Here is a 22,197-nt window from a genome sequence, read left to right on the forward strand (position 1 = left end):
CGTGAGGACTGGTAGCAGTGAACAAGCGTAGTAGCACCGCAACCCGCATCAACGGGCCCGCACGCTCGCAGTCCGGGCGCGCGACCCGGCCGCCCGGCCGTGAGGTTCAGGCTGCCGCCTGGCTCGCCCGGCATCCCGGGTTCGTCGCCGTCCCCCTCGTTGTCCTCGGCCTGACCCTGATCCTCGGCCCGCTCGTCACCAGCGCTGTGCTCGGTGGACTGACGCTGGCGGTGTTCGGGTGGGGCCGGTGCCATCCGGGCAGCTTCGATCGGTTCGCCGCTCCGCTGCTGCGGGCGACCTGGCGGCGCTGGACGGTCTACCGCGGCCGTCGCTGGGCCCAGCTGATGTCTGACACCGGGCTGACCCGCGAGCACCGCCACACCGGCGATCAGCTCGTCCCGCGCGTGCTGCGGGTCCGGTCGTCGTCGGCGTCGATCGACACCGTGTATGTCCGCATGGTCCGCGGGCAGGACGTGGCGTTCTGGCAGGAGCGCTCCTCGGTGCTGTGGGAAGCGCTGATCGCGCACCGGGTGGCGATCACCCGCCACCGCCCCGGTGTGGTCGCGGTCGTCATCGAGTGGGAGCTGCCCTTCACTCGCACCATCCCGGCTCCCGACATCCCGGAGCAGGTCGACGACGTCGATCTCGGGGCGATCGAGATCGGGGACAACGAGCGGGGCGAGCCCTTCACGGCCCCCGTGATCGGTGGGCACCGCCTGGTCGCCGGCGCCTCCGGGGCGGGTAAGGGCTCGGTGCTCTGGTCGACCTTGCGTGGGGTCGGGCCGTGTCTTCGGGACGGCGTCGTCCGGGTCTGGATGGTCGATCTCAAGGGCGGGGTGGAGACCGAGCAGGGCGTCCCGCTGTTCCACCGCTACGCCACCTCGATGCCCGCCGCGCTGGAGCTGCTGACCGAGTTCCGCGACAGCATGCGCGACCGGCAGGACGACATGCGCGAGCAGAACATCCGCGCCTGCACGCCCAGTACGGGGACGCCGGTGGAGCTGCTGGTGATCGATGAGATGGCGATGCTCACCGCCTACGGCGACCGCACCTCGGTCCGCGAGGCCCTCCGCTTGCTCGCGGAGGTCATGACTCAGGGCCGGGCGTCGCTGTTCGCCGTCCACGGCTACCTGCAGGAGCCCTCCAAGGACGTCGTCGACGTCCGCGAGCTGTTCACCCAACGGATCTGCCTCGGCGTCACCGCCGCCTCGCATGTGGACATGGTCCTCGGTGAAGGTGCCCGGGAGCGGGGTGCGTTGGCCGACGAGATCCCCGGCGATGCCCGTCATGCCGGGATCGGGTTCGTGATCGACCGCGGCTCGCGGCTGCCGGTCCGGTTCCGGGCCGCGTTCGTCTCCGACGACGACATCACCGAACTCGTCACCCGCTGCGCACCACCAGTAGCCGAGGTCATCGACCTTCCCCACGACGACACCGACGACCAGGGCGGCCACGGGGACGCGCAGGGTGAGCGGGGGCGGCGTGATGGGCACGACGACTATCTGGGCGCTGCGCACCTGGGCCAAGCTCACCCTGCTGTTCCTGCTGGTCATCGGCGGCACCTGGCTCTATCTGGGCACCGGTTCGGGCTGGTTCTGGGTCGTGGTCGGCGGCGCGGTCGTGGCCGAGTACTACGTGATCCGCCAGCTCGCTCGTGAGTGGTCCTGGGAGGCCCGCGCCACCTGGTGGTGGTCCGCATGACCGCCCATGCCGGGACAGCACAGGCCGGCACGGTGCAGGGGGCGCTGTTCGGGGACCCGTCGCTGATCGAGGCTGTCGACGACGCGCTGAGACTGACCCTCTAGCGACGGGTTGGGACTGACCCCTCCATCGAGGCTGGAGGGGTGATCACGTTGGAAGAGTGGGCTGAGGTCCGTCGTCTGCACCGCGCCGAGGGCGTGCCGATCAAGGAGATCGTCCGCCGGCTGGGACTGGCGCGAAATACGGTGCGGGCGGCGTTGCGGGCCGACGCGCCGCCCTCGCGGGAGCGTGGACCGCGCGGGTCGTTGGTGGACAAGGTGGAGCCGCAGGTCCGGGCCCTGCTGGCCGAGTATCCGAGGATGCCGGCGACGGTGATCGCCGAGCGGATCGGCTGGACACACTCGTTGACCATCCTCAAGGACCGGGTGCGTGAGCTGCGGCCGTTGTTCGCCCCTCCCGACCCGGCGGACCGGATCGAGTACGCCCCCGGTGAGCTCGCGCAGTGCGACCTGTGGTTCCCGCCGGTCCCGATCCCGGTCGGTGCCAGCGGGGCGCGGGTCCTGCCGGTGTTGGCGATGACCTGCGGCTTCTCCCGGGTGACGGACGCTGTGATGATCCCGTCCCGCAAGGCCGGCGACATCCTGGCCGGGATGTGGGAGATCATCGCAGGGTGGGGCCGCTGTCCCCGCACGCTGGTCTGGGACCGCGAGGCCGCGATCGGCGGCACCGGGCGACCCGGCGTCGAGGCAGCTGCGTTCGCCGGGACGCTCGGGGTGCGGATCAAGCTCACCCCGGCACGGGACCCGGAGTCGAAGGGACTGGTGGAGCGGCGCAACGGCTACTTCGAGACCTCCTTTCTGCCCGGACGCAGCTTCGTCTCGCCGTTCGACTTCAACGCCCAGATCGAGACTTGGTTGACCGAGGTGGCGGGCGCCCGGCACCTGCGCTCGATTGGGACCACCCCCGCCACGCGGTGGCCGATCGACCGGGCCGCGATGGTCGCCCTGCCGCCGGTGGCGCCGCAGGTCGGGCTGACCGGGCGGGTTCGGCTGGCGCGTGACTACTACGTGCGCGTCGACGGCAACGACTACTCGGTCAACCCGGCCGCGATCGGCCGGTTCGTCGACTGGATCGCCACTCCCGCCCTGGTCGCGGTCACCTGCGCCGGGCAGATCGCGGCCACCCACGAGCGGGTCTGGGCCAGCGGCGCCACGGTGACCGATCCCGAGCACCGGGCCACCGCCCGCGCCCTGCGCACTGCGTTCACCGCCGCCCGTGACCGCGCCCGCCATGACACGCGCTCCCACACCGATGGGCACGTCGTGGCCCTGCGCGCGCTGCCGGATTACGACGCGCTCTACGGCGTGAACTTCGACCCCGCACCCGACCCGACCGCCACCGCTGAAGGGCAGTAGATGACCACCCCGAAGACGACCGCGACGACCAGCACGACAGCAGCCACGGAAGCCACGAAGACCGGTGGCGTGAGCACCGAGCTCGGCTCGAAGCTGGCCTACCTGACTCGCGTGTTGAAGACGCCCACGATCGCCCGCGTCTGGGACGACCTCGCCGCCCAGGCCCGCGACCTGAACTGGTCGCACGAGGAGTACCTGACCGCGGTCCTGGAGCGCCAGGTCGCCGACCGTGAGTCCGCCGGCACCACCATGCGCATCCGCACCGCCCACTTCCCGGCCGTGAAAACGCTGGAGGAGTTCAACCTCGACCATCTGCCCTCTCTGCGCCGAGACCTGCTCGCCCATCTGGCGACCGGCACGTTCGTGGCCAAGGCCGAGAACGTGATCCTGCTCGGACCGCCCGGGATCGGGAAGACCCACCTCGCGATCGGGATCGGGGTCAAAGCCACCCAGTCCGGGCACTCGGTGCTCTTCAACACCGCCGGCAACTGGATCACCCGCCTCGCTGCCGCGCACCAGGCCGGGCAGCTGGAGGCCGAGCTACGCAAGATCCGCCGCTACAAGCTGATCATCATCGACGAGGTCGGCTACATCCCCTTCGACCACGACGCGGCGAACCTGTTCTTCCAGCTCATCGCCTCTCGCTACGAACAGGGCTCGGTCATGGTCACCAGCAACCTGCCCTTCGGACGCTGGGGCGAGGTCTTCGGCGACGAGATCGTCGCCGCCGCGATGATCGACCGCCTCGTCCACCACGCCGAGGTCCTCACCCTCTCCGGCGACTCCTACCGCACACGCGCCCGCCGCGAACTCCTCGCCAAAGACCGCGACAACTAGCACGAACCGGGCACACAGGGGTCAATCCCAAACCGTCGCCAGGGGGTCACTTCTAACCCGCCGTTGACAGAGGCCCCCGCCGACGACCGCACGGCGGCGACGCAGGATCCGCGGGAGGTAGCCCGGATCGTCGCGCTGGCCCAGGACCCGGGCCTGCTGCTGATCGAACGGACCGGGCTGGTGCTGCGCACCGATCCCGCTCGGCCCGGCTGCGCCGACACCCTCGCCCGCCACGACGGCGACACCGTGGCCCAGCTGCTCGACACCGGCCACCTCAAGCTCGGCGGCACCCACCACGTCCACCACAACGGCGCCGAGGGCCCGGCCCGCTCGATCCTGATCCCCCGCGCCACCCGGGACATGGCCACCCGCTGGCAACACCTCCGCCCCGTCCCCCAGACACCGGCCGCGCCGAAGCAGGTGCCGCAACGCACGACCGGGGTGATCGGCGTCGACGTCGTCGAGCCCGGCAAGGCCCTCGTCACCCTCGGCGGAACCGGCCACGGCGGGACCGTGCTGCGCGACGGCACCCGCTACCGCGTCGAGAACGACCACGGCACCCACATCGGCCACGCCTCCTCCTACCGGGCCGCGGCCCGCCTGCTCGCCCGCTACCACGGCTTCACACCGGGCCCGGTCGAGATCGAGCACGAACACCGCACCTACCGCCGCTGACCCGGCCCGGTGTCCCCGGCCCGGTCCCGCCGCCGTCCGAGTCCAGCTCCCGGCGGGGCCGAAGCCACCCACAACCACGCTCCCGGGAGGGATGCCGCCATGATGGCTGCCACCGCCCAGCACGACCACGACCTCTCACACCTGCTGCGCTCACCGGACTTCCAGGACTGGCGCCGGGAGGTCACCGCCCTCGGCGGCTGCGCCGCCCCCATCCATCTGACCGGCTCCTCGCGGATCCAGGACCGCGCCACCGGTGCTGTGCTGGCCGAGCGGGAGGGCGAGATCCTCGCCCCGTGCGGCAACCGTCGGGCGTCGGTGTGCCCGGCCTGCTCGGACCGCTACGCCTCGGATGCCTACCACCTCATCCGCTCAGGGATGGCCGGCGGCAAAGGCGTCCCCGACACTGCGGCCGCACACCCGCGGGTATTCGTCACACTGACAGCACCCTCGTTCGGGCCCGTCCACACCCGCCGGGTCACCGCCCGCGGCCTCGTCGTCCCGTGCGGCTGCGGCGACAAGCACCACCCCGACGACCCGCGCATCGGCACCGCGCTCGACCCCGACACCCACGACTACGTCGGCGCGGTGCTGTGGCAGGCCCACGCCGGGAAGCTGTGGAACCGCTTCGCCATCCGGCTGCGCCGCATCCTCGCGCAGATGCTCGGGGTCAAGGTCCGCGAGTTCCGCGACCACGCCCGCCTCTCCTACGCCAAGGTCGCCGAGTACCAACGCCGCGGGCTGGTCCACTTCCACGCCGTGGTCCGCCTCGACGGCCCGGACGGACCCACCACCCCAACTCCGGCCGGCATCACCGAGGAGGGTCTCAACGCCGCGGTCCGAGAGGCGGCCCGCTCGGTCTCGCTGGTCGTCGACCGCCCGGACGGCACACCGCTACCGCTGGGCTGGGGACGGCAGGTCGACGTCCGCCCGATCACCTCGACCACCGCGGCCGCGCTCGAGGACGACGACGGCGAGATCACCGACTCCGCCCTGGCCGCCTACGTCGCCAAGTACGCCACCAAGGGCACCGGCAAGTCCGAGGCCACCGACCGGCCCATCCGCGACATCGCCCACCTGCGCCACCTCGACCTCACCCCGCACCACCGCAGGCTGATCGAGACCGCGTGGGAGCTCGGCGGCCATGAGCAGTACGAGGACCTGAACCTGCGCCGCTGGGCCCACATGCTCGGGTTCCGCGGCCACTTCCTCACCAAGTCCCGCAACTACTCCACCACCTTCGGCGCCATCCGCGGAGAACGCCGCACCTACCGCCTCGGCGAAACCCTCGCCGCCCTCGACACCCCCGCCGAACCCGGCTCGGTGCTGGTGGTCAACGACTGGCACGTCGTCCAGTTCGGGCACCGCAACGACGCCGAACGAGAGATCGCCCAGGGCATCGCCGAACGGCGACGCGAGCAGCGCCGCACTCGCGGTACCGACCGCATCGAGCACGGGAGGACGTCATGAACGGGATTGAGAAGCTGTGGGGTGTCAAGGAGGTAGCCGAGTACCTCGGCATCCCGGTCCAGACGCTCTATCGCTGGCGCTGCCAGGGCTACGGCCCGCGTGGTCGCCGGATGGGCAAGCACGTCCGCTACATCCCCGAGGACGTCCGCGAGTGGGTCGTCTCGCTGCAGGACGAGGCCGCGTGATGGCTCGCCCTCCCCTGCCTATCGGCACGCACGGCCGGATCCGGGTCTACAAGCTGGGCCCGAAGCGCTACCAGGCCCGGACGCAGTTCCGTGACCACGACGGCGTGATCCGCCACGTCGAGCGGGTCGGATGGAGTCAGGCCGGCGCTCAGCAAGTGCTGCTCGCTGCCCTGCGCGACAGGGGCAAGGCGAGCCGCAGCGGCGAGATCACCGGAGACATGTCGGTGCGTGAGCTGGGCGAGCTGTGGTTGGCCGAGATCGAACGCGCCGTCGGGCTGGGCAAGCGCTCGCCGAACACCCTCGCGCTCTACCGGCTCCAGTTCGATCGTCACGTCCGCGACGGAATCGGACGGCTCCGGGTCCGGGAGCTGAGCACCGGGCGGCTGGACCGCTTCGTCGTCGAGGTGCACGACCGCCACGGCACCGCGGCCGCCAAGACCGTCCGCACGGTGCTGAGCGGCATGGTCGGCCTGGCGGTGCGGCACGACGCGATGGACCGCAACCCGGTGCGTGACGTCGGTCGGATTGAGAGCAACCGGTCCTCGACCCGCGCGCTCACCCTGCCCGAGGCGATCGAGCTGCGCGGCTACCTGCACGAGGACGAGAAGTGCCAGAACCTCGACCTGGTCGACCTGACCGACTTCATGCTCGCCACCGGCCTACGGATCGGGGAAGCCACAGCGGTCACCTGGGACGCGCTGGACCTGGACGCCGGGACCGTGGAGGTACGGGGCACGGTCATTCGGATCAAGGGACAGGGTCTGTCGATCAAGTGGAAGCCGAAGAGCAAGAGCGGGTACCGGACGCTGGAGCTGTCGAGCTGGGCCGTGACGATGCTCCGTGAGCGCCGCTCCGCCGCCTCGAACGCCGTCGGAGGGGATCCGGTGTTCCCCGCGGTCATGGGCGGACTGCGCGACCCGTCGAACACCCAGGCCGACCTGCGGGACATCTTCGCCCGCGCGGGCTACGGCTGGGTGACCTCGCACGTATACCGCAAGACCGTCGCCACGCTCATGGACGACGCCGGGCTCTCCGCCCGCCAGGCCGCGGACCAGCTCGGGCACTCGAAGATCTCGATGACCCAAGACTTCTACTTCGGCCGCAAGCCTGCGTTCCGCAGCTGATGGTGGATCCTGGGACACGTCTGGGCGGTGTGGGCAGGTCAGCGGCCCGCGCCTAGTGTTCGACCGCGTGAACGCCTAGTACACGAATCGTCCCGTGTAGGTTGATTGACGTGGCTGGATGTCGATAGGCTCTGGGACATGTTCTTGCGGGAGGTGAAGCGGCAGAACCGCAACGGGACCCGGGTGTCCTACCTGCAACTGGTCCACAACGACTGGGACCCCGCCGCCCGCGCCGCTCGCACCAAGATCCTCTACAGCTTCGGGCGGACCGATCAGGTCGACACCGCGGCGATCGAGCGGCTGATCGTGTCGCTGTCACGGCTGCTCGACCCGGCAGCGGCGCTCAAGGCCACCGCCGGTTCGGATCTGAGCTTGCTCGGCTCGCGCCCGCTGGGCGGCACGGATGTCCTCGACGGGCTGTGGCGCCGGCTGGGCATCGACACGGTGCTCAACAGGTTGCTGGCCAAGCGGCGGGGCAGCGCGCCGTTCGAGCGGGTGCTGTTCGGGCTGGTCGCCAATCGGGCCCTGGCGCCGTCGTCGAAGCTGGCCGCCGCGGACTGGATCTCGAACGATGTGCACATCGACGGCCTGCCCGAGACCTCCGACGATGTCTGCTACCGGGCGATGGACTGGCTCCACGACGTGCGCGAACACCTGGAGCGCGAGGTGTTTGCCCAGGTCGCGAACCTGCTCAACCTCGAGGTCGACCTGCTGTTCTTCGATACCACCTCCACCTACTTCGAGCTGGAGGATCCCGACACACCGGTGGACCGCGACGAACACGGGCAGGTCGTGGCCGGCCGGGACGGCAAGGACGGTCAGGACGGTCAGGACGGCACCGACGACGAGCAGAGCGCGGCCGGGTTCCGGACTTACGGCAAGTCGAAGGACTCCCGCGACGACCTGCCCCAGATCGTGATCGGGATGGCGGTGACCCGCGAGGGGATCCCGGTGCGGGTGTGGTGCTGGCCGGGCAACACCGCCGACTCGAAACTGATCCGCCAGGTCCGCGACGACATGCGGGACTGGACCCTGTCCAAGATCGTGTGGGTCGCCGACCGCGGCTTCTCCTCACAAGCCAACCGCCGCTACCTACGTCGCGGCGAGCACACCTACATCATCGGCGAGAAGCTCCGCTCGGACAGCCCGGAGATCAAGACCGCCCTGTCGCGGCAGGGCCGCTACACCACCATCGGCGAGAACATGCGGGTCAAGGAAGTGCAGGTCTCCGACAGCGAGCGGTTCGTCATCTGCCACAACCCCGAGGCCGCCGAGCGCGACGCCCACATCCGCGACCGGCTCGTCGCCCAACTCGACGAGCTCATCGCCGGATCCGACAAGCTCCCGACGATGAAACGCGGCGAGCTGCGCGGGAAGATCTCGACCAAGCCCGGCCTGAACCGCTACCTGCGCCTCACCCCCGGCGGGCTGCTGCGCATCGACAAGGCGAAGATCAAGACCGAGGCCAACTTGGACGGCAAGTACCTGCTGCGCTGCTCGGACCCGCACCTGAGCGCCACCGACATCGCGCTGGGCTACAAGCAACTCCTTGAAGTCGAGCGCGGCTGGCGCGACATGAAACAGATCCTCGATCTGCGCCCGGTCTATCACCGCCTCGAAGAACGCATCCGCGCCCACGTCATGCTCTGCTGGCTCGCGCTACTGCTCATCCGCATCGCCGAGACCACCACCGGTCAGACCTGGCACCACATCCGCCGCGACCTCGACCGGCTCCACGCCGTCACCTTCACCGGCCCCACCGGGACATTCCGCCAGCGCACCGACCCCACCAAGCCCCAGACCGACCTCTACGCCCGGCTCGACCTCCCCCTCCCCAAGAAGATCATCGAGATCACCCCCGCAGGTCGCTGACCAGGCACAACGCCACCGCCTAGTAACACACGCACTGCGCGTGCTCACCCTCATTTCCGCAGGTCAACATCGCAATCCGCGTCCTAGACGCTCACCTCGGCTGCGGAACGCAGGCGCTGGTCCGCTTCCGAAACCCACGCCGCGTACACCCGCAGCGTTGTCACCCCTCCCCCAGAGTGACCGAGTCGCCCGGCCACCGTCCGGACGTCCACTCCGGCCGCGATCAGCTCCGTCGCCGAGTAGTGCCGCAAGTTGTGCAGGTGCGTCTCCAGCCCGAGCCGCGCCGCCAGGCGCGAGTACCGCTGGGTCACCGACCCCGGTACCAGACTCGTTGCCCCATCCGGCGCCAGCGAGAACACGAACGCCTCCGACCGTAGCTTCACCCCGATCGCCCGGGCACGCTCCACACACCGCTCCCGGTGGTCCCGCAGGACCTCGACCGTCTCGGTGTCGAGCGCGAGCCGACGCTGCTGGTGCGTCTTGGTGTCCTTTTCCAGCAGCGCCCGCCCGTCCTGCGCGATCGCACGTCGGATCGTCACAGTCCCCGACTCAAGATCGACGTTCGACCAGCGCAGCGCGCACAGCTCCCCGCGACGGGCACCGGTAGTCATGAACAGCCAGACCAGCGCGCCCCAGTCCGGATCCCGCCACGCCTCGTTCAGGATCCGCGCGGCGTCTGCTGCGGACGGCGGTTGCGGGTCCGGCGGCGGCTTCGCCGGCGGCGCCACGAACTCCACCGGGTTCACCGACACCCACCGCCACCGCACACCGCGGGAGAACGCACCGTTGAGCACGAAGTGGATGTGCCGGATCGTGGCCGCGGCGAGGGGCCGACACCGGTGCGGGCGGCAGCGCTCGTCGCACTCGTGCCCGCGCGGCGTCCGATGGTCCACGCGCTTCCCGGAGCCGCTGCAGTGGTCCCGGCAGCGCCGGAGCTCGGCGTACAGCGAGTCCAGGGCCTCGGCACCGACAGCTCCGGCCTTCGTCTTGCCCAGGAACGGGCGGACGTGCAGCTCCAAATATCGGGTGTACGCGCGATGGGTCGTCGCGCCGACGTCGAGCGTCTCCAGGTACCGGTCGAGTAGCTGGTCGAGCGTCGCGCTGGTGCGCGGGCTGCGCTGCTCGTCGATCTCGTGGTTCAGCCTGCGGAGGACCCGCTCGGCTGCCTTCTTCGCGCCCGGCCCGGCCGGGATCGTCTCGCGCAGGTAGTGCCTGCGCCGCGAGATCGGGTCCTTCCCGGCGTACACAGAGGCGCGGAGCCCGCCGCTCGGCAGCTCCTCAATGGTCCCGCGCGGCCGTCCGCGAGGCGTCGCCCTTCCTGCCACGTGGAGCAGGATACGGCCGCTCGCACCATGAATGACTCCACGAGCCGAATCGAACGATCATGGTTCCAGTAAACTAGCTGGTCAAAGTGGTGGGCGCGGCAGGGTTCGAACCTGCGACCGCTCGGGTGTAAAGCGCGTGGTTACTCCCCCACAAGCCCCCTACCAGCAACAACAGCACCAAACTTTCCCGCACAAACCTCAGAATCAGCAGGGCTCGACGAGGTTTCGTGTCATGAGTGGTGTCATGAAGACTTGAGCCCGGGACTGAGAGCGCGCGGGTGTCCCGCACGCCGTCGGCGATGACCATCCCGGCCCATCCGTTCCGCGCGGCGCGGCCGGCGAGTTGGTCCGCCGACAAGGTTGCCGTAGGGAAATCCCGATTGCCCGCCACGGCCGCGGTTCTCACAGCACCTGGTCGATCAGTCCCCAGTCGAGGGCAGTCCGGGCGTCGAGGGTTGCGCCGGTCAGGGCCAGGTGGAGGGTGCGCCAGCGGCCGATCCGGCGGGGAATGCTGACGGTGCCGCCGGCGCCGGGGATCAGGCCCATGCCGACTTCAGGAAGTCGGAAGGTCGTGTCCGGGTGGGCCAGGATGCGGCCGGCGAGCGCGGGGAGCTCGATCCCTGCGCCCACGCAAGCGCCGTGCACCCGGACCTCGACATGCTCGCCGAGGCGATGCAGCGGGCCGGCAGCCCCGCCTCGGGTCCGCACGAGATGCGCGGTGACCAGGTCGGGGGTGGTGCCGAACTCGTCGAGGTCACCACCGGCGCAGAACGACGAGCCGGCCCCGTCGAGCACCACCCGGTCGACGGTGTCGTCGAGCTCCGCGATCTGCAGGGCCTCCACGAGGGCGTCACGGACCTCGCGGCCGTAGGCGTTGCGCCGCTCGGGCCGGTTGAGCGTGATCCGCAGCTCGTCCCCGGCCCGAGCGACGAGCACCGGGTCGGCCGGAGCGGGTGGTGGCAGCGGCCGGGGCCCGCGCTGCTCGAGCCAGCGGCGGAACTCCGGCCCGCCCAGCAGGGTGGAGTAGGCGAACGACTCGGCGTCCAGCGCGGCCGGCACCGGCAGCGACCCGGACCAGCGGAGCAGCCCTGCCAGCACCGTCGCGGCGTGCGGGTTCGCCGCGACCGCCGCGTGCACGGCCGCGGCCTGCGCCACCGGATCGGGCACGCCGACCAGCTCCCGCTCGGCCCCGACATCACCGGGAACGAGGGTGAGATCGAGTGCGGCAACCAGCGGGCGCAGCACGGGATGCGGTCCCCCACGCCCGACGACCCCGATCATGATCCGATCGCCCGCTCCGGCGACCCGCGCGGCCGCCTCCACGACGAGCGGATCCGGTGCGCCGTGCAAGTCCACCAGGACCAGCGGCCCGCGGACCTGCCCCGATTCGTCGAGGACGGACTTGCCGGCGCCACGGGCGAGCCCTCCCGGATCCGTCCACTGCGGATCACGGATGGAGCGGTCGCTGCTGCTGATCGTCATCTCCACGCCAGCGTATCGTGGCCGCGTGCCGCACCCGCCCGCGCCGACGCCGTCGCCGGTGCCGGCGGATCCGGTGCGGGACTGGGCCGACAGCGGGATCGTGGCCCTCACCGGGCATGCCGACGAGCCGCCGCTCGTGCCCCCGGGACGGGCGGCCAGCCGCGCCCGCGAGCTGGGCGAGCGCATCGCGGCGCTGACGCAGGGTCGGGTCCGGCTCGATGGCGGGCGCCTGCTCGGCGAACGCGCCGCCTTCACCGTCCACCGCCGAAACGGCCCCGTCTCCGCCGGCGGCGCCTGTCGGCTGCTGCCCACCGCCGACGGCTGGGCCGCGGTGTCCTGCGCCCGCCCCGACGACCCGCTGTTGCTCGGTGCCCTCGTCCAGGCGGAGCTCCCCGCGGACCCGTGGCAGGGGGTCGCGGCGTGGCTACGCGAGCACACCGGCGACGACCTGGCCGAACGCGCCGAACTACTCGGCGCCGCCGCCGCCCCGGTCCGCCACCTCGCGGTTGCCCCACCACGCCCGCCGCAGCTGCCGCCCCGCCCGGTCGACGGGCTGCTCGTGGTCGACTTCAGCGCGCTGTGGGCCGGCCCGCTGTGCGCGCAGCTGCTCGGCCTGGCCGGCGCCCGTGTGGTCAAGGTCGAGACCCCGACCCGCCCCGATGGCGCCCGCCGCGGACACCCCGGCTTCTACCGGCTGCTGCACGCCGGGCACCGCTCGGTCGTGATCGACCCCACCACCTCCGCCGGGCGGCGCGTCCTGGCCGAGCTGGTCGAGGCCGCCGACATCGTCATCGAGGCGTCCCGGCCGCGCGCCCTGGCCCGGTTCGGGCTCGACGCGCACGCCGCCGTCGCCGCCGGCACCACCTGGATCTCCATCACCGCCGCCGGCCGCAGCTCGGACCGGATCGGGTTCGGCGACGACGTCGCCGCCTCCGCCGGCCTCGTCGCCCACGACGACCGCGGCGCGCCGGTGTTCTGCGGCGACGCCATCGCCGACCCGCTCACCGGACTCACCGCCGCCGCGCTCGCCCTCACCGCGCCGGCCGACGGCTCCGGGATGCTGTGGGACCTCGCGATGACCGACGTCGTCGCCGCCACCCTCGACCGCGCGCCGGCCGGCCCGGCGCCGTCGGCCCGCCGCCAGGCCGACGGCTGGGTCGTCGACGCCGCCGACGGCCCCCTTCCCGTCGCCGAGCCCCAGCGCCGCCGACCCGCCGGGCAGGCGCCCGGCAGCGGCGTCGACACCGCCGCGGTACTCGCCGACCTCGGGATCCCCCGACCGTGAACGCAGCCGGGACGCTGATCAGGAGCGCCGAGGTCGAGGGCCGGCGCGCAGACGTGCGGATCGCCGCCGGACGCGTCGCCCAGATCGCACCGGTCCTCGCCCGCCACCCCGGCGAGGAGGTCATCGAGGCCGGTGGCGGCGCGCTGCTGCCCGGTCTGGTCGACCACCACCTGCACCTGCACGCCCTCGCCGCCGCCGAGCACTCCGTCGCGTGCGGCCCACCAGGCCCGCGGGATCCCGCGGGCCTGGCCGCCGCCCTCGCCGCCGCCCCCGCCGACGAACACGGCTGGGTCCGCGGCATCGGCTACGCCGAGACCGTCGCCGGCAACCTCGACGCCGCCGCCCTCGACCGGTTGCATCCCGACCGACCGGTCCGGATCCAGCACCGCAGCGGGGCGCTCTGGACGGTGAACAGCGCGGCCGCCGCCCGCCTCGGGCTGGCGCACGCCGATCACCCCGGGGTCGAACGCGCGCTCGACGGCACGCCGACCGGCCGGCTCTGGCGCGCCGACAGCTGGCTGCGCGTCCGCCTCCCCCGCGCCCGCCCACCCCACCTCGCCGCCGTCGGCACCCGGCTGGCCCGCCTCGGGATCACCGCCGTCACCGACGCCACCCCCGACCTCGACCCGGCCGCGGTCGACGCCCTCGCCGCGGCGGTGACCAGCGGGGCGCTACCCCAGCTCCTGCACCTACTCGGCGCCCCCCTCGGTGCTGCGCTCCCCGCACCCCTCGGCACAGGCCCCTACAAGATCGTCCTCGCCGACTCCGGGCTGCCCGACCTCGACACCCTCACCGACCGGATCCGCACCGCCCACGCCACCGGCCGCGCCGTCGCGGTGCACTGTGTCACTCGCGAGGCGCTCGTCCTGCTCCTCGCCGCCTTCGACGACGCGGGCAGCCGGCCCGGTGACCGCATCGAGCACGCTGCCCTCATCCCCGCCGAACTGATCCACGATCTGGCCCGCCGCGGCCTGCGCGTGGTCACCCAGCCCGGATTCCTCGCCCACCGCGGGGACGACTACCTCCGCGACGTCCCCGCCACCGACCACCCCGACCTCTACCGCTGCGCCCGCCTGCTGGACTCCGGTGTGCCCCTCGCCCTGTCCAGCGACGCTCCCTACGGCCCCCTCGACCCCTGGGCCGTCATCGCCGCCGCCGTGCACCGGCGCACCCCGGCCGGCGAGGTCGCGGGCCCCGGCGAGCGCCTGACCCCGACCGCGGCACTCGACGCCTATCTCGCCCCACCCGACGACCCCGGCGGCCCGCCGCGGCGGATCCGCCCCGGGGTCACCGCCGACCTGCTTCTGCTCGACCGCCCGCTCACCACGGCTCTCCGGGACCAGCGGCCCGATGCGGTCCGAGCCGTGTTCATCTCGGGCCGGCTCCTCGTCGGCGGGTGAACCGCACGTGGTCGGGGCTCAGCGCGGCGCTGTCCGCCTCTGCAGTGGGCCTCGCGCGGCTCGGCTGCACCGGGCCGCTCAGGCCTTGATCGCCGGCTCCGCCTGCCGTCGTCGGCCGCTCGGACGCCACGCCGCGAGCGAGATCGAGGCGAGGTCGAGCGAGTCGTCGAGGGCCATCTCGCCGGAGCCGACGCGGCGCAGGAACTCCGCCATCACCTCGTCGGCGTCTCCGTCGAGCTCGTACACCGCGAGATGACGGTGCGCCGGCGCTGCGGGTACGGGCGCGTCGTCGAGCTCCGGCGTGGCCATCGGCGCGATTCCGTACCGCTGTGCGGCGCCCACGCCGGGAACCCGCAGCACGTCGGCGAGATGGGTGTTCTCGTACCACTCCTCGAAGGCGGCCTCCCGGCCCTCCGTCGGGTTCGAGAAGACGAGCAGCAGAGAGTTCTCGGCCATGACACTCCTTCACATGTTCGGTACCGACTGCCCGGTGGCGGCCGGCTGCCGGAGCCCGTCGGCGCCGGCTACGTCCACGAAGTCCCCTGCTCAGCGATCTGCGATCAGGAGCGGCAGGGCGGTCCGGTAGCTACCTTCCAGGGCCTTCGCGAGGCGCTCCTCCGCCTCCTCGCTGATGCGGGCTCCCAGGACGTCGACATCCACCCCGAGACGCTCCTTGATGAAGGGGCGGATGGTCGCCGCCGTCGTCATCGGCCGGTACCTGCAACCGGCGCACATCCCGAGCATGCGCAACCGGAGACGTCCCGTCTCGCTGAACCCGGAGTGTTCGACTGCTCCGCCGTGGGAGCGCAGCGCCAGGTTGAGCTCGGCGACCGCGGCGTCGACGTCCATCTCGGCCGGCGCCCCCGCGCCGCTCACCCGAGATCCGATGCCGGAGCCTGCGGCGCGGGCAGCTCGACCTTCATCAGACGCGCGAAGTTGCCGCCCAGGATCTTGGTCTTGTCCTCGCGGGTGATCTGCGGGTAGCCGTAGTCGTTGCGAAGCGCATCGCGGATCTCGAACTGGTGGATGAACGCCTCGAGGTAGGGACGAGGGTTGCCCTGCGCAGCAGCCTCGGAGCCCCACAGCAGCTTGTCGACGCCGACCTCGAACAGCAGACGGCCGACCCACTCCTCGACCTGCCTGGGCATGATGAAGTACGGGTTCAGGTTGCCCGACAACGCGACGTAGACGTTCGGGAACCGGCCGGCGATGCTGACCGTCTCCTCGAAGAACGGGACGCCTGCGTGATGGATGACGAAGTTCATCTCGGGGAAGTCGCGCGCCGCCGCCTGCAAGTCGAGCGGCGACAGGTCCTCGAGGTTCTGCATCCCGAACGGCGATCCCTTGTGGAACTGGACGACGTCGATGCCGTTGTCCAGCATCTTCGCGTACAGCGGGTAGGCGAGTTCCTTGTCGTCGCAGCGCCAGCTGCCCTCGATGTGGCCGTTGTACAGCTTGAAGGAGCGGGCGCCCATGTCGTTGACCTGCACGTCGATCTGCTTGAGCGCGACGTCCAGGCCTTGTCCGACCGGGTCGACACCCCCGCAGAACAGCACCTCGCCGGGGAACTTCTGCGCCATCTCGTACTGGGCCTTGACGGGGGCGAACCAGTCCTCGTACCAGTCGTAGATCGGCACGGTCTGCGCCATCGCCAAGTCGGTGCCCCCTCGCGTGAAGACCATGTCGTACACGTCCTCGGGCGACCAGCGGGTGATGACGGGATAGTCCGCGTTGACCGGGAGCACCCGCGCCAGCGTCTGCAGCGCGGCCATGTGGTCCCGGGCGTGCCGGGCGGTCGGCTGCGAGTTCACGTTCTCGTCGGTCATGTCGTAGACGTGGATGACACAGTCGAAGATCGGGATGCCGTCGATCATTCTCGGTTCCTCCTCAGGGTTCGATGTGGCGCACGCCGGCGCCGGCGGCGCGGCCGGCTCGCTCGGGAGCGGCCTGCGCGGCGTGCCGTCCGGCGCGGCGGCCGGAGTAGACGGCGTCGGCCAGGGAGAGGCCGGAGACGTAGCTCGCGCTGCAGAGGCCCACCGCGGAGCGGCCGGCCGCGTACACGCCCGCAACGACCGAGCCGTCGGAGCGCCGCAGGGCCCCGGTCCGCTCCTCGACGACCAGCCCGCCGAGGGTCATGAACGGGAACGGGACCACGGCGGGCGTGCCGGCCGAGCAGTCGATGGCCCGGAGCGGCGCGGCGCCGAGCAGCGGGGTGCGCAGCTCGTCGTGCTTGCCGTGCGGGTCGGGCTCGCCCTTCTGGATGGCGAGGTCGTAGCCGGTCAGGGTGTCGTGCAGCGCGGCGGCGTCGACGCCGATCGCGGCCGCCAGCTCGGCGGGGTTGTCGGCGGTGACGTGCCCGAGCGGGCTGAACCAGTAGAGCAGCTGGGGCAGGTTGAAGAACGCGGCCTGCTCGCGCACCTGGGCGCGCGCCGCGCGCCAGGCGTCGTCGCCGACCACGAGGAAGCCGCGGGCTCCGTGGTCCCGGATCAGGGACTCCGAGAGGGTGGCCCCGTAGAGCTGCTCGTTGCCGACGCGCGTGCCGTCGCCGCCGACGAGCACTCCCCGGGCGAACCCGGACGGCGGGCTGACGAACCGCCAGCCGGAGGCGCCGGACATGTGGCCGAGCGCGCCGCCGACGGCGGTCCCGAGCCGGATCGCGCTCCCGTCGTCGCCGACGGTGCCCAGCGGGCCCAGACCGAGGAACTGCGGCGCGTGCTGGCGCAGGAAGGCCTCGTCGTGGGCGTAGCCACCGCCGCTGAGCACCACCCCGCCGGCCCGCACCCGCCAGGTGCGCGTGCGGGGGCTGCTCAGTGCCGCCAGCCGGTGCAGCAACCGCCCGACCGGCGGGTACCAGTTGGTCATCTTGTGCGCGGCTCCGGTGAGCGCCGCGTGCCCTCCGCGGACCGATGCCCCCGCTGCGGGCGCGGTGAACTCCACGCCGACCACCGCGCCGTCCTCGACCAGCAGCCGGCGCGCCGTGGCGAGCGGCCGGATCTCGGCGCCGGCGCGCACCGCCGACTCGTACAGTGCCGTGAAGAGCGCCCTCCCCGAGAAGTTCCGGGCCCGCACCCGGTGGCCGCGCGGCGCGGGGACGGCGACGTCGGAGCGGACCTGCTCGTTGCCGGAGAAGTACAGGTAGTGCCGGTTGGTCGGGTAGGAGGTCTTGTACGGGCAGAGGCTGCCGTCGAACTCCGCGCCGTGGCGCTCCAGCCAGTCGATCATCTCCCGGCTGCCGTACGCGAAGTCGCGCAGGGTCTCCTCCGAGACCACCCCCGCGACCTCCGCCCGCAGGTAGGCGAGCATGTTCTCCGGCGTGTCCTCGACACCGGCCTCCTTCTGCTGCGCCGTGCCGCCGCCGGCGTAGACGACACCACCGCTGAGGACGGTCGCGCCGCCACCGTAGAAGCGGTCCAGCACCAGGACCGACCGGCCGGCTTCGGCGGCCTCGATGGCCGCGCAGGCGCCCGCACCGCCGAAGCCGATGACCACGACGTCGTAGAACTGCTCGTCCGTCACGCTCATGTGAGGTCCGCCGTCCCGTGCTTGACCCCGGGCTTGCGGAGCACCACGTCCCCGGTCACGCGCAGCTGACAGGCCAGCCGCACGTCGCGGACGTCGCGGCGGCCGCGGCCGTGCCGGGAACCCAGTTGGCCGAGCGCAGTCAGCTCGAGGGCGGTCGGCGGTTCGACGTTGCCGCGGCCGTCCACGAGGTCGGCCGCACAGGCCGTGCACCGGGCCTGGCCGAAGCAGACCGTCGGCCAGCGCAGGCCGGCACGCAGGGCTGCGGCGAAGACGTTCTCGCCGTGGGCCACCGGGAACGCGACACCGGAAGGCTCCACCGACACGGTCGGGATCGGGGCGGCCATCTCAGAACCGCCCGAGGTAGCGGTCGATCTCCTGGTGGTTGTTGATGATCATCGGCTCGTACCGCTCGGAGAGCAGGAGCGTGTCCATGCCGTCGGTGCGCAGGCCCTTCTGCTGGCCGGCGATGTTGGAGAAGTCCTCCTTCAGGATCTGCGGCCACTCCTCCATCGGGACCGGCCCCTCCCGGGTCGGGCGGCCCGGCTCGTCGTCGGCCGACGGGATCTGCAGGGCCCAGACGTCGAAGATGCACGACTCGGGGTCGTCCCCGTTGGGCCGCGACCGGTACATCAGGGCGTTGCCGTACTGGCTCAGCACGGTGATGTTGGGGAAGGCGTGCCCGAACCCCACCGTGTCGGTGCTGGGGGGCGGCAGCGGGATACCCGCTCCCTCGGCGTAGTTGTAGAGCTCCTGGAAGAACGCGCCGATGAACTGGTCGTCCGGGATCTTGCGCTCCTGCAGCCCGGTCTGGACGAACATCTCGCGCTCGGTGGGGTAGGCACCCGTCCCGTGGTGCATCGCCCAGTTGTAGCGGGTGAAGTGCTCGGCCTGGGTCATCCCGGGAGGCAGGGGCAGGGTCGCGTGCACCATGTGCGCGTTGCCCCCGGGCAGGATCTCGTAGCCCTCGGCGTCCTCGTTGTCGAAGTCGTCGTCCCCGGCGCCCATCGCCAGCGACGGGTGCGCCTGCTGCACGTGGTAGGCCTCCATGAAGGCCTCCTGCGCGATCTTCCAGTTGGCCGGCAGGACGGCGTAGCGCCACCAGCGCACGCGCATCCGATCGAGCCCGATCGGGGCGAGCGCGTTCTCGAAGTGTCCGACGGTGTCCGCGAACTCCGGCCCGTCCGGGTCGAGGTTGACGAACACGAGACCCATCGAGACGACGGAGCGGCACTCGCGCAGCCGCAGGAAGTCCGGGTCCAGGCACTCCTTGCGGAAGCCCTTCGCGGCGTAGACGTGGGTGCTCTCCCCGTCCAGCTTCCACCGCCACCCGTGGTAGGGGCAGACGATCTGGCCGCCGAGGAACTCACCCGTCCCGGCGCCGAGGGCGGTTGCCCGGTGCCGGCAGGCGTTGAAGTAGGCCTTGACCGATCCGTCGTCCTGCCGGACGACCAGGATCGACTGCCCGGTGATCTCGTACTCGGTGAAGTCACCCGCGCGCGGGATCTCCTCGGCGCGGCAGGCCACCTGCCAGCAGTGCCGCCAGAGCTTCTCGCGCTCCCACGCGGCGAACTCCGGCGAGTAGTAGCGCTCGGGCGCCACGCGGAACGGTTCCTCCACACGGTGAGGCGTGTGGGTGCCGGCTACGGCGGTGGCGGTCGCGGTCGCGGTCGCGGTGGGAGATTCGTCCGGTTCAAGCTGGGTGGTCACGTGCCCTCCTGGCGGTTCGACGCTGATACCGGTGAGGCAGCTAATTAATCTGTCGTCCGATCGATTTATAGGGTGGATCACGTTTGACGCTCCTGTCAAGCCCGCTGTCGTCGGGGTGCGGGCGCTGCGGAGCCGCCTGGGACACTGGGGGCAGACGACCAGCTCGAGGAGGGGTGGATGGCGGCACCGCGAGCACGACCCGGCCGTCCGGCGGGATCCGACGGCGAGCAGACGCGCAGAAGGATCATGCTCGCGGCCATGGGCCACGTCGCGGAACACGGTTACTCCCGCGCCACGCTGAAGGAGATCGCCGCGGAGGCCGGCCTCACGACGGCCACCATCTACCACTACTTCCCCACCAAGCTCGAGCTCGTCGCGACGACGTTCACCGAACTGGTCGCGCCCGTGCTACCGCAGCTCACCGCGGCCACGGCGAACGCCGAGACGCTCCCCGAGACGATGACGGTGCTGCTCGACTACGCGATCGAACCGGTACGGGAACTGCCCCACCTGACCGCTTTCCACGCGGCCGTCGGCGCGGAACGGACCCACGAACCGGTCCTCGGCAAGCTCTTCGACGACACCCTCGAGTCGATGCGCACGCTCGTGGAGAACCTCGTCGACGCGGCGAAGCAGCACGGCTCGCTGCGCGACGACGTCGACCACCGCGCGGTGGTGGACATGCTCTTCGCACTGCTGCGCGGGCTCATCGAACTCTCGGCAGCCATCCCGGCCGATCGCCACCGCGCGGCCCTGCTCTGCACCGAGGCGATGATCCGCGGGGAGCTCTTCGCCCCACGGGAGGGCACACCGGGGACCCGACCGGGGCCGAGCGGCGGTGAGGTGGTCCCCTGAACACGTCGAAGGCTCCGCCGAGTCGCCCTGTCAGGGCGTTCGGCGGAGCCTTCGACGAAACTGCCGGGTGCTCCCGGCCGGGACAGCTGATCAGCCGGCCACCGGGGAGGAGTCGCCGGCGGGGTTCTTGACGGGCAGGCCCATGAACCGGCGGGCGTTGTCCCCCATGAAGTCCCGCGTCCGCTTCTCGTCCATCCCCTCGGCGTACTTGAAGTACCCCCGGGGCTCGGTCAAGCCCTCCGGGTGCGGGTAGTCCGAGCCGAAGAGAACCTTGTCCCAGCCGACCCAGTCCACCACGTCGGCGACGCAGCCCTCCCAGAACGGGCTGACCCAGACGTTGCGGCGGAACACGTCGACGGGGTGCTCGGCGAAGTTCTGCGGCATCTTCGAGTGGACGCCCTCGAGGTCGTCGAGGAGCGGCTTGATCCACGACGAGCCGTTCTCGACGCTCGCGATCCGCAGCTTCGGGAAGCGCGTCAGCGTGCCGTGGCAGATCAGGCTGCCGAGCATGTCGGCGATCTCCCGGTGCCCGAGCACCAGCCACCGGAACGAGCTCATCTCCATGAAGTTGTTGGTCTCCGGCGGCTCCCACCGGTTGACGTACTCGTCGAGCGGAGGCTGGCTCGCGTGCAGGACGATCGGCATGTTCGCGTCCTGGACGTCCTGCCAGAACGGGTCGAACTCCGGGAGCGCCGGCGAGCGCCAGCCGCGGTACCCCTTGACCGGCGCCGGCTTGATGAGCACGGCCCGGGCACCGTTCTCGACGAGGTACTCGAGCTCCCGGCGGGCGTCGTCGACCAGCGCACACGAGATCACCGGGGTCATGAAGAGCCGGTCCTGGTGCACGTAGCCCCAGGTCTCGAGCATCCAGCGGTTGAGCGCGTGGATCATCGCCACGACCAGCTCGGGGTCCTCCGCCGCGGAGTGCTCGACCAGGTTGGCCAGCGTCGGGAAGACCAGCGCCTCGTCCACGCCCTGCTCGTCGAGGGCCTTGATCCGGGGGCCCGGCTCGCGGAAGTCCGGCTGCGCGTCGATCGGCCGACCGGTGAGCTCGCGGAGGGTCTTCCCCTCCTTGTTCTGGCCCGAATAGAACTTCTCGTGCGCCCCCGGGGCGGCCACCCGGTCGAACGTGGGGTTGGGGATGAACTCGGTGATCCGGTTCAGGATCGAGATGCGGGTGTGCCGTCCCACCTGCACGTACTGCACCGCCCGGCGGAAGCGCTCCGGCAGGTGCCGGGTGAGGGCCTCCGGGGTCTCGTACATGTGGGTGTCCGCGTCGAAGATCGGCGCGTCGGTGTACTGCGTCACTGTGTCTTCCCTCCACTGCCGCGACGTTGGCGCAACG

General features: G+C 71.5%; 20 protein-coding genes. 11 read left to right on the forward strand and 9 right to left on the reverse strand.

Features of this window, described 5'->3' with window-relative positions; all coding sequences use genetic code 11:
• The first annotated feature begins 17 nt into the window (after window positions 1–17).
• From JOF36_RS26820 to JOF36_RS26855, 8 genes are all read left to right on the forward strand, one after another.
• Window positions 18–1,658: an FtsK/SpoIIIE domain-containing protein gene (locus JOF36_RS26820; protein WP_307862611.1), complete on the forward strand. Its 1,641-nt coding sequence runs from the start codon at window positions 18–20 to the stop codon at window positions 1,656–1,658.
• A gap of 186 nt (window positions 1,659–1,844) precedes the next feature.
• Window positions 1,845–3,116, forward strand: a complete 1,272-nt coding sequence (istA, locus tag JOF36_RS26825) for an IS21 family transposase (protein ID WP_210026967.1) — start codon at window positions 1,845–1,847, stop codon at window positions 3,114–3,116.
• Window positions 3,117–3,953 (forward strand): IS21-like element helper ATPase IstB, encoded by an 837-nt coding sequence (gene istB / locus JOF36_RS26830; protein WP_245350810.1) that lies wholly within the window; start codon window positions 3,117–3,119, stop codon window positions 3,951–3,953.
• Window positions 3,954–4,016: 63 nt separating this feature from the next.
• Complete coding sequence (locus JOF36_RS26835; RefSeq protein ID WP_245350996.1) at window positions 4,017–4,628, forward strand: hypothetical protein; 612 nt, start codon at window positions 4,017–4,019, stop codon at window positions 4,626–4,628.
• Window positions 4,629–4,727: 99 nt separating this feature from the next.
• On the forward strand, window positions 4,728–6,095 hold the full coding sequence (locus JOF36_RS26840) for a replication initiator (RefSeq protein ID WP_210032189.1): 1,368 nt from the start codon (window positions 4,728–4,730) through the stop codon (window positions 6,093–6,095).
• Complete coding sequence (locus tag JOF36_RS26845) at window positions 6,092–6,280, forward strand: helix-turn-helix transcriptional regulator (protein WP_210032191.1); 189 nt, start codon at window positions 6,092–6,094, stop codon at window positions 6,278–6,280. Before JOF36_RS26840 ends, JOF36_RS26845 begins: the two co-directional genes overlap by 4 nt.
• Window positions 6,280–7,404: a site-specific integrase gene (locus JOF36_RS26850; RefSeq protein ID WP_210032193.1), complete on the forward strand. Its 1,125-nt coding sequence runs from the start codon at window positions 6,280–6,282 to the stop codon at window positions 7,402–7,404. The genes JOF36_RS26845 and JOF36_RS26850 overlap by 1 nt, the downstream gene beginning before the upstream one ends.
• A gap of 138 nt (window positions 7,405–7,542) precedes the next feature.
• A complete protein-coding gene (locus tag JOF36_RS26855) occupies window positions 7,543–9,276 on the forward strand; it encodes an IS1634 family transposase (RefSeq protein WP_245350997.1) in 1,734 nt (577 codons plus the stop codon).
• Between the two features lie 83 nt (window positions 9,277–9,359).
• On the opposite strand, the gene JOF36_RS40350 is transcribed toward JOF36_RS26855, so the two are convergent.
• Complete coding sequence (locus JOF36_RS40350) at window positions 9,360–10,601, reverse strand: tyrosine-type recombinase/integrase (RefSeq protein WP_307862612.1); 1,242 nt, start codon at window positions 10,599–10,601, stop codon at window positions 9,360–9,362.
• Window positions 10,602–11,003: 402 nt separating this feature from the next.
• Complete coding sequence (locus tag JOF36_RS26865; RefSeq protein ID WP_210036269.1) at window positions 11,004–12,083, reverse strand: enoyl-CoA hydratase/isomerase family protein; 1,080 nt, start codon at window positions 12,081–12,083, stop codon at window positions 11,004–11,006.
• A gap of 25 nt (window positions 12,084–12,108) precedes the next feature.
• Between JOF36_RS26865 and JOF36_RS26870 the strand changes: the two genes are divergently transcribed.
• Together JOF36_RS26870 and JOF36_RS26875 are read left to right on the forward strand one after the other, a co-directional pair.
• Entirely contained in the window at window positions 12,109–13,368 is a 1,260-nt protein-coding gene (locus JOF36_RS26870) for a CoA transferase (RefSeq protein ID WP_307862613.1), read from the forward strand.
• On the forward strand, window positions 13,365–14,768 hold the full coding sequence (locus JOF36_RS26875; protein ID WP_307862614.1) for an amidohydrolase family protein: 1,404 nt from the start codon (window positions 13,365–13,367) through the stop codon (window positions 14,766–14,768). The genes JOF36_RS26870 and JOF36_RS26875 overlap by 4 nt, the downstream gene beginning before the upstream one ends.
• A gap of 78 nt (window positions 14,769–14,846) precedes the next feature.
• On the opposite strand, the gene JOF36_RS26880 is transcribed toward JOF36_RS26875, so the two are convergent.
• The 6 genes from JOF36_RS26880 to JOF36_RS26905 form a co-directional block, all read right to left on the reverse strand.
• Window positions 14,847–15,224, reverse strand: coding sequence for a hypothetical protein (locus JOF36_RS26880; RefSeq protein ID WP_210032195.1), 378 nt, complete (start codon window positions 15,222–15,224; stop codon window positions 14,847–14,849).
• A 90-nt stretch (window positions 15,225–15,314) separates the two neighbouring features.
• On the reverse strand, window positions 15,315–15,644 hold the full coding sequence (locus tag JOF36_RS26885) for a NifU family protein (RefSeq protein WP_210032197.1): 330 nt from the start codon (window positions 15,642–15,644) through the stop codon (window positions 15,315–15,317).
• Complete coding sequence (locus tag JOF36_RS26890; protein WP_210032199.1) at window positions 15,641–16,642, reverse strand: amidohydrolase family protein; 1,002 nt, start codon at window positions 16,640–16,642, stop codon at window positions 15,641–15,643. Before JOF36_RS26890 ends, JOF36_RS26885 begins: the two co-directional genes overlap by 4 nt.
• Window positions 16,643–16,655: 13 nt before the next feature.
• The gene (locus JOF36_RS26895) at window positions 16,656–18,290 is read right to left on the reverse strand and encodes an FAD-binding protein (RefSeq protein WP_210032201.1); all 1,635 of its coding nucleotides are present in this window, start codon (window positions 18,288–18,290) and stop codon (window positions 16,656–16,658) included.
• Window positions 18,287–18,634: a 2Fe-2S iron-sulfur cluster-binding protein gene (locus JOF36_RS26900; RefSeq protein WP_210032203.1), complete on the reverse strand. Its 348-nt coding sequence runs from the start codon at window positions 18,632–18,634 to the stop codon at window positions 18,287–18,289. Before JOF36_RS26900 ends, JOF36_RS26895 begins: the two co-directional genes overlap by 4 nt.
• A gap of 1 nt (window position 18,635) precedes the next feature.
• A complete protein-coding gene (locus JOF36_RS26905) occupies window positions 18,636–19,997 on the reverse strand; it encodes an aromatic ring-hydroxylating oxygenase subunit alpha (protein WP_210032205.1) in 1,362 nt (453 codons plus the stop codon).
• 177 nt (window positions 19,998–20,174) lie between these two features.
• On the opposite strand from JOF36_RS26905, the gene JOF36_RS26910 reads away from it, so the two are divergent.
• Window positions 20,175–20,852, forward strand: a complete 678-nt coding sequence (locus JOF36_RS26910; RefSeq protein WP_210032207.1) for a TetR/AcrR family transcriptional regulator — start codon at window positions 20,175–20,177, stop codon at window positions 20,850–20,852.
• Between the two features lie 90 nt (window positions 20,853–20,942).
• Here JOF36_RS26910 and JOF36_RS26915 read toward each other — a convergent pair whose 3' ends face one another.
• Window positions 20,943–22,160 (reverse strand): amidohydrolase family protein, encoded by a 1,218-nt coding sequence (locus JOF36_RS26915; protein ID WP_210032208.1) that lies wholly within the window; start codon window positions 22,158–22,160, stop codon window positions 20,943–20,945.
• Between the last annotated feature and the right edge of the window lie 37 nt (window positions 22,161–22,197).

This window comes from Pseudonocardia parietis, from assembly GCF_017876315.1.
GTDB lineage: Bacteria > Actinomycetota > Actinomycetes > Mycobacteriales > Pseudonocardiaceae > Pseudonocardia > Pseudonocardia parietis.